This is a genomic window from Promicromonospora sp. NPDC057488 (genome assembly GCF_042802395.1).
In the GTDB taxonomy this organism is placed as follows: Bacteria; Actinomycetota; Actinomycetes; order Actinomycetales; family Cellulomonadaceae; genus Promicromonospora.
Window position 1 is genome coordinate 1 of sequence record NZ_JBHVEG010000205.1, and the last position, 10069, is coordinate 10069.

A 10069-nucleotide genomic window follows, 5' to 3' on the forward strand; every position below is an offset into this window, starting at 1 on the left:
ACAGAGATAGAACCGCAGCGTATGCGGTTCTATCTCGCCCCAGTTCTATCTCGCCCTGGTTCTACTTCGCCCCGGTTCTACTTCGCCAGGGCCTACCGCTGGTCCGGCTCCGCCGCCTCGCCGAGCTCCGCGATCAGCGCCACCAGACGCCGCGCCTCGGCCATGCCGTGCTCGCCGTCGGCCCGCTGGATGCCCATGACGGCGAGCACGTCGCCGTCGGCCAGGTCGAGGTGCACCCACGGGTCGTTCGGCCCGAAGCGGACCGTCACGATCTCGGGCCAGTCCAGCCGGCGCCTGGTCGCGTAGTTGACGACGGTGAGCCCGGTCCGGTCCGGGACCGCGCGCACCGCGCCGAACCGCCAGGCGACCAGGGCGCCCAGCAGCCCGAACACGATGATCGAGATCCGGTTGGCGGCGTCCGCCCCGGGGCCGCTCGCCGCCAGTGCGACAAACGTGCACCCGCCGGCGAACAGCAGCGCGATCCCGTACGCCGTCGGCGTGCCGAACCGGCCGCGGAAGGTGCGGAAGTGGTCGTCGCGCCGGCCGCGGCCGATCGCGCTGCTCCCCGACCCGGCACCCATCGGTCCTACAGCCGCGAGGCGTGGATCGAGGTCACGATGATGGCGCGCGCCCCGACGTCGTACAGCGCGTCCATGATCCGGTTCGTCTCGCTGCGCGGCACCATGACGCGCACCGCGCGGGCGTCGCTGTGGTGCTGCGCCGAGACCGTCGGGGACTCCTTGCCGGGCGTGATCGCCACGGCCTGCTCCAGCCGGGACTCGGGGACCACGTAGTCCATCAGCACGTACTCGCGGGCGGTGATCACGCCCTCCAGCCGGCGGGTCAGCACGTCCAGGCCGGCCGGCGCCTCGGCGTCGGACTGCCGGATCAGCACGGCCTCCGAGCGCAGGATCGGGTCACCGAAGACCTCCAGGCCCGCGGCCCGCAGCGTGGTGCCGGTCTCGACGACGTCCGCGATGACGTCCGCGACGCCGAGACGCACGCTCGACTCCACGGCACCGTCCAGGTGCACGATGGCGGCGGGCTCGACGCCCTGCTTCGCCAGGTGCTGTGCCACGAGCGTGGTGTACGACGACGCCACGCGGCGTCCCGCGATGTCCTCGATCCGGGTCACTGCGTCGGTCTCGCCGGGCCCGGCGGGTGCCGCGTACCGGAAGGTGGAGCGGGCGAACCCGAGGCCGAGGTGCTCGACGGCGTCGGCCCCCGAGTCGAGCATCAGGTCACGGCCGGTGATGCCGACGTCGACGGTGCCGGTACCCACGTAGACCGCGACGTCGCGCGGGCGCAGGAAGAAGAACTCGACGTCGTTCTCGGGGTCGGCGAGCACAAGCTCACGGGTGTCGCGGCGCTGGCGGTAGCCCGCCTCGCGCAGCATCTCGGAAGCGGGGCCCGACAGGGCACCCTTGTTGGGGACGGCGATGCGCAGCATGTGGTTGGTTCCTCTCCGGGGTGTACGACGGGTCTGGGTGCGAGGTCCGGGGTCTCGACAAGCTCGACCAGCGGTCAGATCGACCAGCGGTCAGACCGACCAGCGGGTCGAGCCTGCCGAGACCCGGAAGCCTCGCTACAGATGCGTGTACACGTCCTCGAGGGTCAGTCCCTTGGCGACCATCAGGACCTGCAGGTGGTAAAGGAGCTGGGAGATCTCCTCCGCCGTCTCCTTGTCCGACTGGTACTCCGCCGCCATCCACACCTCGGCGGCCTCCTCCACGACCTTCTTGCCGATCGCATGGACGCCCGCGTCCAGCTGGGCCACGGTGCCCGAACCCGCGGGACGGGTCTCGGCCTTCTCGGTCAGCTCGGCGAACAGGGTCTCGAAGGTCTTCACGTGCTCAGAGTAATCGGGCGAGGGGGTCACCACCGCTCGCCGTCCCACGTTGTGGCCAGGCTCTCGTTCCGGCCCCGGTCCCGCAGGTCTTCGCTCAGGGGTTCGCGGGCCACTCCGCCGGCAGCGTGCCGTCGCCCTCGGGCGGCACGACACCCTGGAACGGCGTGATCAGCTGGAAGCCCACCTCGCTGTCGGTCGACCCGTCCTCGGTCGAGCCGGAGAGCAGCACGATCACCCGGCCCGCACCCTCGTCGGCGGCCGAGCCCGGGTCCGGGTCGAGCGGGTCCCCGGCGGGGTACGCGCTGTCCCGGCCGCCGCACGTCTCCGGCGTCGAGACCACCGAGATGCGCTCCCCCGGCGAGACCTTGAGCTCCTCCGGCGGCTCCCAGCCCGGGATCTCGGAGTCGGGCCGCTCCAGCACCTGCTCGACGTCGAACAGCCAGCGGTGCGCCTCCACGCCGTACAGCTCGGCCGTCCCGTCCCGCTCCACCACTGTCCCCAGGAGCACGGCACCGGCAGCGGACGCCGCCTCGGCCGGGTCGGCGAACCGCACCCAGTCGACGCACGCGGCTCCCGCCATCTGATCGAGCGACTCCTCGAGCAGCTCCTCCTCGGTCGGGTCGCCCGCCTGCTCGCCTGCTGTCTCGCCCGCCGTCTCGTTGGCCGCTCCCCCGGGCAGGCCAGCGGCCGCGCAGCCCGTCAGCCCGCCGGCCAGCACCGTGGCCAGCGCTGTCGTCACCACTACCGTTGCCGCCCGCCGGGCGCGTGTGTTCCTCATATCCGACCAGTGTGCCGAGGCCGCCCTTTCTTTCGGCTGGTTGGCGACCGTCTTGTGTCCAGTGGGTGCGACGAAGGCGCTTGGCACACTATTTATTGATGGGAAGACGAGGGGAAGTGAGCGAACCACAGCAGCGAACCGCCGCGAGGCCGGGCGGACGACGGAGCCGGTCCAGACCCGCAGGTCCGGACCGGCTCCGTCAGATCGTCTCGCCGCGCGTCTCCGCGCCGCGGACCTCAACACCAGGCGGCGCGGCTCAGACCGCGCTCGACGCGAAGGCCCGCAGCGTCGCCGCGGTCGCGATCGCCGCCTCCACGGCCTCCGCGCCCTTGTCCTCCTTGGACCCCTCCAGGCCCGCCCGGTCCAGCGCCTGCTGCTCGTCGTCGCAGGTCAGCACGCCGAACCCGACCGGGACCCCGGTGCGCACGCTCACGTCCGTCAGGCCCGACGTCGCCGCCGAGCACACGTAGTCGAAGTGCGGCGTGCCCCCGCGGATCACCACGCCGAGCGCGACGACGGCGTCCGCGGCCGGCCCTCCCCCGATCCCGGCGGCACGCGCCGCGGCCACGGGCAGCTCGAACGAACCCGGCACCCGCACCTCCGTCCACGTGGCGCCCGACGCCACCAGCGCCCGGCGGGCGCCGGCCAGCAGGCCGTCCATCACCTGCTCGTGCCAGCTCGCCGCGATCAGCACCACCCGCAGTCCAGTGCCGTCGACGATCACGTTGGGTGCTCCAGCCCCGCTCATGCGCATGCTCCTTCGTTCTGGTCCAGCTCTGTGTTGTTCAGGTCATTCCGGCGCTGCACCCGGTCCGGCTCGGTGACGGCGACCGCGCCGAGGCGGTGCCCCATCACGAGTCGCTTGGTCTCCAGGTACCGGTGGTTGTGCACGCCGTGCCCCACCACCAGCCCGCGCCGCCCGACGACGTCCGTGCCCGCCGCCCGCAGGCCCGTCACCTTGTCCGGGTTGTTCGTCAGCAGGGTCACGCCGGCCACGTCGAGGTCGGCCAGGATCGCCGACGCCGCGCCGTACTCCCGCGCGTCCACCGGCAGCCCGAGCTCGACGTTGGCCTCGACGGTGTCCCGCCCGGCGTCCTGCAGCGTGTACGCCTGGATCTTGGCCGCCAGGCCGATCCCCCGGCCCTCGTGCCCCCGCAGGTACACGACGGCGCCGCCCTCGGCGGCCACGGCGCGCAGCGACGCCTCGAGCTGCGGGCCGCAGTCGCACCGCAGGGAACCCAGGCCGTCTCCCGTCAGGCACTCCGAGTGCACCCGCACCAGGGAGCCGCCCGCGCGCCCCACCGGTGTCAGGGCCAGGTGCTCGGCGCCCGAGACGAGGTCCCGGTACGCGACCACCCGGAAGTCGCCGTGGCGCGTGGGCAGCGCGGCCTCCGCAACCCGCTCGACGCGCTCGACGCGGGGCGCGGGAACAGCGGGGACGGCGTCGTCAGCCTGTACACCGGCCGGCACCGGGTCGTGCGCCTGCCGCCACGCCACCAGCCCGGCGACGGTCAGCACCACCAGCCCGTGCTCCTCGGCCAGGTCGTGCGCCTCGGCCAGGCGCATCACGGCGCCGTCGTCGCGCACCAGCTCGGCGATCGCGCCGACCTCGCCCAGCGCGGCCGAGCCCGCGGCGGCACCCCGCTCCCCCGCCAGCCGCACCAGGTCCACCGCGGCCTCCGTGTGCCCGGGGCGCTCCAGCACCCCGCCCGGGCGCGCCCGCAGCGGCAGTACGTGCCCGGGCCGGATCAGGTCGCCCGCGACCGACGCCGGGTCGCCGAGCACCCGCAGGGTCAGCGCCCGGTCGGCCGCCGAGATGCCGGTCGACACGCCCACGGCGTCCACCGACACCGTGTAGGCGGTGCGCAGCGGGTCCTCGGTGCGCTCCACCATCAGCGGCAGCTCCAGGGCGTCCGCCCGGTGCGCCGGCATCGGCGCGCACAGGTACCCGGAGGAGTGCCGCACCGTCCAGGCGACCCACTGCTGCGTCGCGACGCCCGCGGCCAGGACGACGTCGACCTCGTTCTCGCGCCCGGCGTCGTCCGCCACGAGCACGGGACGGCCCGCGGCGAGCTCGGCGAGGGCGCGCTCCATGAGCTCGTCGATCAGCCCGTCGGCCACCGAGCCGGACGCGACCGCCCCCAGGCCGGTCATCGCGCCGCCCCCGCCGCCATGAGCCGTTCGACGTACTTGGCGAGCACGTCGACCTCGACGTTCACCGCGTCGCCCGGGACCAGGCCGCCCAGCGTCGTGGCCGCCAGCGTCGTGGGGATCAGCGAGACGCCGAAGCCCTCGTCGGACACCCAGGTGACGGTGAGCGAGACCCCGGACAGCGCCACGGAGCCCTTCTCCGCGACGTACCGGGTCAGGGCGGCGGGCGCGGAGAACTCGAGGTCGTCCCAGCGCGGACCGGGCGTGCGGCCCACGAGCGTGGCCACGCCGTCGACGTGCCCCTGCACCACGTGCCCGCCCAGCCGGCCGTTCGCCGGCAGGGCCCGCTCCAGGTTGACCCGGGTGCCCGGGACCAGCCCGCCGAGCGACGTGCGGCGCAGCGTCTCCGGCATCACCTCGGCGATGAACGCGCCGTCCGCGACCGAGGTGACGGTCAGGCAGACGCCGTCGACGGCGATCGAGTCGCCCGGGCGCGCGTCCGACGTGGCGAGCGGCCCCGCGACGGTCAGGACGGCGTCCTGGGCCGCGCCGTCGCCGTCGCCGTCGGGCCGGACGAGCGCGACCACTGAGCCGAGCTCCTCGACGATTCCCGTGAACATCAGATCTCCTCCTCGGTGTGCCGGCGGGGCCGGCCGTGCTGGACGGGTGGGGCAGAGTCGTTCTCGACGCGGCCGGGCGCGGGCTCGAGGCGCCGCGCGACCAGCAGCATGTCGTCGCCGAGCCGGGTCACTTCTTCGGTGGCGAACCGCGCGGCCTCGCCGATGGTGGTCACGCCGAGGTAGCCGACGGCGGTGGCGCCCGCGCCGAGCAGCACCGGTGCGACGTACGCGTGCAGCTCGTCGACGGCGTCCGCGGCGAGCAGGGCCGTCGCGAGCGTGGGGCCGCCCTCGACGAGCAGGTGCCGCACCTCGCGGTCCCCGAGCGCGCGCAGGGCGGCGTCGAGGTCGTGCCCGGGCAGCTGGAGCAGCTCGCCGCCGGGCCCGCGCAGGCGGGCGTCGTCGGGCACCGGGCGGCGGCCGAGCACCACCCGCAGCGGCTGGTGCTCGAAGAGGCCGCCGTCGAGGCGGCGGGCGGTCAGGGACGGGTCGTCGGTCAGCGCGGTCCCGGAGCCGACGGCGATCGCGTCGACCTGCGCGCGGACCGTGTGGGCGTGGGCGCGGGCCTGGGCGCCGGTGATCCAGCGGCTCGTGCCGTCCGCCGCCGCGACCCGGCCGTCGAGGCTCGTGGCGAGCTTCAGGGTCACGTAGGGGCGACCGGTACGGACGGCGTGCAGCCAGGTGCGCAGCAGCTCCTCGCCCTCGTCGGCAAGCAGGCCGACGGTCACCGGGATGCCCGCGGCTCGCAGGCGGTCCGCGCCGCCCGTCGCGACGGGGTTCGGGTCGCCGACCGCCACGTGCACGGCGGCCACGCCTGCGTCGATCAGGGCGTCGGCGCAGGGGCCGGTGCGGCCGTGGTGCGCGCACGGCTCCAGCGTCACCACCGCCGTGGTGCCGCGCGGGTCGACGCCGCGGGACCGCGCGTCCGCCAGGGCCGCCGCCTCGGCGTGCGGGGTGCCGGCGCCACGGTGGTACCCCTCGGCGACCGTGCGGCCGCCCGGGTCCAGGAGCACACAGCCGACGCGCGGGTTGGGGCCGTGGGCGGGGCCCAGCGCGGCCAGCGCGAGGGCGCGGCGCATCACGGTCTCGAGACCGTGCGGTGCTGTGGCCGTGTGATCAGTGCCTGACTGATCAGGGCTTACCTGATCGGTGGCTGACTGATCCGTGGCTGCCTGGTTCATGCCGTCCTCCCCGAGCGTCGGTGCTCCGGGGTGGACGACGGGTACGCGGACCGAGGGCCACGAAGGCCCTGCCCGCGCGCACGACGTCACGACGTCGCACGCCCCAGGGGACGGCGGCGCCGCACGTGCTTCCTCCCATCCGGACTTTCACCGTCGGTCCTGGAGTTCCACCAGGTCAACCGGCCCGTCCTTGCGGACGGACGCGGGTCGCGGACTATAACCGCCGGCTCGGAATTACACCGACCCCGGAGCACGTGTGTGCGTACTGCTGCTCGTCAGCATGCCACAGGTCGCCGACGGCGGAGCCATGGCTTGCGTCACATGCGAGGTCATCTGCCAGGTCACATGCCAGGTCACGCCCCGGTCGGGTTCACCCGCGCTCCCGCAGCCGGCGGCGGTGGATCACCCACTCGGCCACCGCGATGTTGATCACCCAGCCCGCCGTCAGCCCGATCGAGTTGGTCACCGGGTCGAGGATCCCGGTGACCAGCACGAGCGGCCCGAGCAGCAGCCCCTGGGTCCCGGCGCCCATCGCCAGCGCGTACGCGCGCGTCATCCACGCGGAGTGCGTCGCGTAGTCCCGGCGCAGCGCCGCCCGAACCCCCAGCACGATCGCGAGCAGCATGGTGGTGCCCACCAGGTAGCGCATGCCGTTGACCACCGCGGTGTCCTTGACCGGCAGGTCGTAGAACGCCGTCATCCAGAGCCCGGTCAGGGCGACGCCGACCCCCGCGGGGGCGAGCACCCGGCCGGCCCACCGGTGCCAGCGCCGTCGGCGCAGGCTCGGCACGAACTGGAAGGCACCCAGCACGCTGTAGACCGTCACGCACACGATGTGCAGGACGACGGGCAGGGGCTGGCTGACGAACCGCGCGTTCTCCTCGGTGAGCACCGGGTCGGAGACCAGCTCGGCGAGCCGCGCGGAGCCGCCCAGGGCCGGGATCACCGCCAGGAGCAGCAGGCCGGCCGGGACCAGCCAGGTGTGGCGGGCGGGTCGGCGCGCCGCGACGGGTGGGGTCCCGGATGCTGCTGCCGTCCCGGATGCTGCTGCCGTCTCGGGTGCTGCTGCCGTCTCGGGTGCCGCCGAGGGGGTCGTCTCGGGTGCCGCGTCAGGTGTGGTCATGTACCGAGCGTCGCGGCCCGGCAGGGCCGGGTCATCGGTCCGCGGAACGGTCTTCGACCTGGCCGGAAGTACGAGAGGCGCGCTGTGGTGTGCCGGGTGGTCAGGGCTGGCTGGTCAGGGCTGGCTGGTCAGGGCCGGCCCGGCCGCACCCGCCCCGTGTCGTAGGCCCAGAGCGCCACCTCGACGCGGTTGCGGGCGCCCACCTTGGTCATCAGGTTGGCGACGTGCGACTTCACCGTGCTGAGCGTGACGAACAGCTCGCGCGCGATCTCGGTGTTGGTCCGGCCGCGGGCCACCGCCAGGAGCACTTCCTCTTCTCGCGCGGTCAGCGGGTCGACCGGCTGCGGGACGCCGCCGTCGGCACCAGCCCTGCCCTCACCGGACTCGCCGGATGCGCCCGACCCGCCCGACTCGCCGGGCGCGCCGGAACCGCTCGTGGGGGCCGAGTCGGCGAAGGCCCGCAGCAGCCGCGTCGTGACGCTCGGCGCGATGAGCGCGTCCCCGGCAGCCGCGGCCCGGACGGCCTGGGCCAGGAGCGCGGCCCCGGCGTCCTTGAGCAGGAACCCGCGTGCCCCCGCGCGCAGGGCGGCATAGACGTACTCGTCCAGGTCGAAGGTCGTGATGACGACGACGGCGAGCGGGTCGGCCACCTCGCGCCCGGCCAGCAGCGCCGTGGCCTCGATCCCGTCCAGGCCGGGCATCCGGATGTCGAGCAGGCTGACGTCGGGCCGCAGCCGGCGCGCGAGCTCGACCGCCGTCCGCCCGTCCGCCGCCTGGGCGACCACCTCGATGCCGGACTGCGCGTCCAGGATCATCGCCAGGCCGGTGCGCACGATCTCCTGGTCGTCCGCGACCAGCACGGTGATGGGCCCGGTGATGCGCTCGGCGTCGGCGGGCACAGCGGACGCGCCGTCCGCGCTCATGCGGGCCCGCCCTGCCTGTGCTGCCTGGCCCGCGGGGCAGCGCCAGCACGCGAAGCGGCGGACAGCGGCAGCACCGCCTCGACGGCCCACCCGCCCGCGTCGTCCGGCCCGGCGGTCAGCGTGCCGCCGAGCAGCGCGGCGCGCTCACGCATCCCGGCCAGCCCGTACCCGACTGGCCCGTACCCGGCCGGCCCGGATCCATGGCGTGGGGGCCGCGCCGGGGTGGCGCCGTCGTCGGACACGTGGAGCCGGACGTCCTGGTCCCGGACGGTGACCAGGACGGCGACGCCCGTGGCGCCGCGGGCGTGCCGGCGCGCGTTGGTGACCGACTCCTGGGCGATGCGGTGCACGGCGGACCCGACGGCCGCCGACACCCGGGCGGGGTCGCCCTCGACGACCACGCGGACGGGCGGCGGCCCGGTGTCGGCGAGGCGCTCGACGTCGGCGAGCGTGGGGCCGGGGGCTCGGTCCGCGGGCACGGCCTGGCTCTCCTTGCCTGGGCCCGCCGAGACCGTCGGGGCCTCGTCCGAGCGCAGCGCCCGGACCAGGGTGCGCATCTCGGCGAGGGCACGGGTGGCCTCGCCCTCGATGACCCGCAGGGCCTCCGCCGCGGCCGCGGGGTCGGCGCGGGACACGGCGAGCCCGGCCTGCGCCCGGACGGCCACGGCCGAGACGTGGTGCCCCACGACGTCGTGCAGGTCGCGTGCCAGCCGCTCGCGCTCCAGCAGGACGACCTGCTCGCGCTCGCGGCGCCGGGCGCCGGCGCGGTAGCGGAACGCCAGGCCCAGCGCGCAGGCCGCGGTGAGGATCACCAGCCCCGGGGCGACGTCGGACCAGCTGAGGTAGCCGAGGGCGCTGCCGAGACCCAGCTTGGCCAGGATCAGCGCGCCGCCGAGCACCATGGCCCGCCCGCTCCCCCACCGGAACAGCGCGTACGCCAGCACCAGCTGGAACACCCCGGCCGCGAGGTCGAGCTCCCGGCCCAGGACCACGGCCGGGATCCCGGAGGCGCCGAACGCGATCGCGACCATCAGCAGCGGGTAGGCGCGGCGCCAGAGAAGCGTCGGCGCGAGCACCGCGACCGTGGCGACCTGCAGCCAGCGCCCGGGGACGTCGGGACGCGCGATCCACTCGATCACCGCGGCGCCGACGAACACGCCGACCAGCGCCCAGTCCCACCACGCCCGCGCGGGCGGATCAGCGGGCCGCGGCTCGTCCCAGACCGAACGGATGGCGGACACGGCCTCATGCTACGAGCGCGGACGCCCTGAGGGATCGGCCAGAAGTACGAGCCGGACTCCCCCGTCGGGGCTCGCTGGTGAGGTGCCCGCGGACCGGGCTGGGGTGCGTTGCGCGCTTGGCACACTATTTTCTACGACCGACGCTCAACGAGCGCGACCAGACGGCGACCAGGCGGCGGCCCGACGGCGGCCGGTCAGGCGGCAGC

General features: G+C 74.8%; 11 protein-coding genes and 1 riboswitch. All 11 genes read right to left on the reverse strand.

Going from position 1 to position 10069, the window contains the following annotated elements; translation table 11 throughout:
• Positions 1–92: 92 nt before the first annotated feature.
• The 11 genes from ACFU5G_RS26445 to ACFU5G_RS26495 all read right to left on the reverse strand — a co-directional run bounded on the left by ACFU5G_RS26445 (position 93) and on the right by ACFU5G_RS26495 (position 9863).
• Positions 93–581, reverse strand: coding sequence for a PH domain-containing protein (locus ACFU5G_RS26445; RefSeq protein WP_377251472.1), 489 nt, complete (start codon positions 579–581; stop codon positions 93–95).
• Positions 582–586: 5 nt separating this feature from the next.
• Positions 587–1450 carry an ATP phosphoribosyltransferase gene (gene hisG, locus ACFU5G_RS26450; RefSeq protein WP_377251474.1) on the reverse strand — a complete coding sequence of 288 codons (864 nt, stop codon included), beginning with the start codon at positions 1448–1450 and terminating at the stop codon, positions 587–589.
• 135 nt (positions 1451–1585) lie between these two features.
• The gene (locus ACFU5G_RS26455) at positions 1586–1849 is read right to left on the reverse strand and encodes a phosphoribosyl-ATP diphosphatase (protein ID WP_020015382.1); all 264 of its coding nucleotides are present in this window, start codon (positions 1847–1849) and stop codon (positions 1586–1588) included.
• A gap of 94 nt (positions 1850–1943) precedes the next feature.
• Positions 1944–2627 (reverse strand): hypothetical protein, encoded by a 684-nt coding sequence (locus tag ACFU5G_RS26460; RefSeq protein WP_377251476.1) that lies wholly within the window; start codon positions 2625–2627, stop codon positions 1944–1946.
• A 256-nt stretch (positions 2628–2883) separates the two neighbouring features.
• Positions 2884–3375: a 6,7-dimethyl-8-ribityllumazine synthase gene (gene ribH / locus ACFU5G_RS26465; protein ID WP_121382416.1), complete on the reverse strand. Its 492-nt coding sequence runs from the start codon at positions 3373–3375 to the stop codon at positions 2884–2886.
• Positions 3372–4781 carry a GTP cyclohydrolase II gene (gene ribA / locus ACFU5G_RS26470; RefSeq protein WP_377251478.1) on the reverse strand — a complete coding sequence of 470 codons (1410 nt, stop codon included), beginning with the start codon at positions 4779–4781 and terminating at the stop codon, positions 3372–3374. The genes ribH and ribA overlap by 4 nt, the downstream gene beginning before the upstream one ends.
• Complete coding sequence (locus ACFU5G_RS26475; protein WP_377251480.1) at positions 4778–5398, reverse strand: riboflavin synthase; 621 nt, start codon at positions 5396–5398, stop codon at positions 4778–4780. Before ACFU5G_RS26475 ends, ribA begins: the two co-directional genes overlap by 4 nt.
• The gene (gene ribD, locus ACFU5G_RS26480; protein ID WP_377251482.1) at positions 5398–6474 is read right to left on the reverse strand and encodes a bifunctional diaminohydroxyphosphoribosylaminopyrimidine deaminase/5-amino-6-(5-phosphoribosylamino)uracil reductase RibD; all 1077 of its coding nucleotides are present in this window, start codon (positions 6472–6474) and stop codon (positions 5398–5400) included. Before ribD ends, ACFU5G_RS26475 begins: the two co-directional genes overlap by 1 nt.
• Positions 6475–6697: 223 nt before the next feature.
• Positions 6698–6834, reverse strand: a riboswitch (FMN riboswitch).
• Between the two features lie 112 nt (positions 6835–6946).
• On the reverse strand, positions 6947–7699 hold the full coding sequence (locus ACFU5G_RS26485; RefSeq protein ID WP_377251484.1) for a DUF2306 domain-containing protein: 753 nt from the start codon (positions 7697–7699) through the stop codon (positions 6947–6949).
• Between the two features lie 128 nt (positions 7700–7827).
• Positions 7828–8622, reverse strand: a complete 795-nt coding sequence (locus tag ACFU5G_RS26490; protein WP_377251486.1) for a response regulator — start codon at positions 8620–8622, stop codon at positions 7828–7830.
• Complete coding sequence (locus tag ACFU5G_RS26495; RefSeq protein WP_377251488.1) at positions 8619–9863, reverse strand: sensor histidine kinase; 1245 nt, start codon at positions 9861–9863, stop codon at positions 8619–8621. The genes ACFU5G_RS26490 and ACFU5G_RS26495 overlap by 4 nt, the downstream gene beginning before the upstream one ends.
• Positions 9864–10069: the final 206 nt, after the last annotated feature.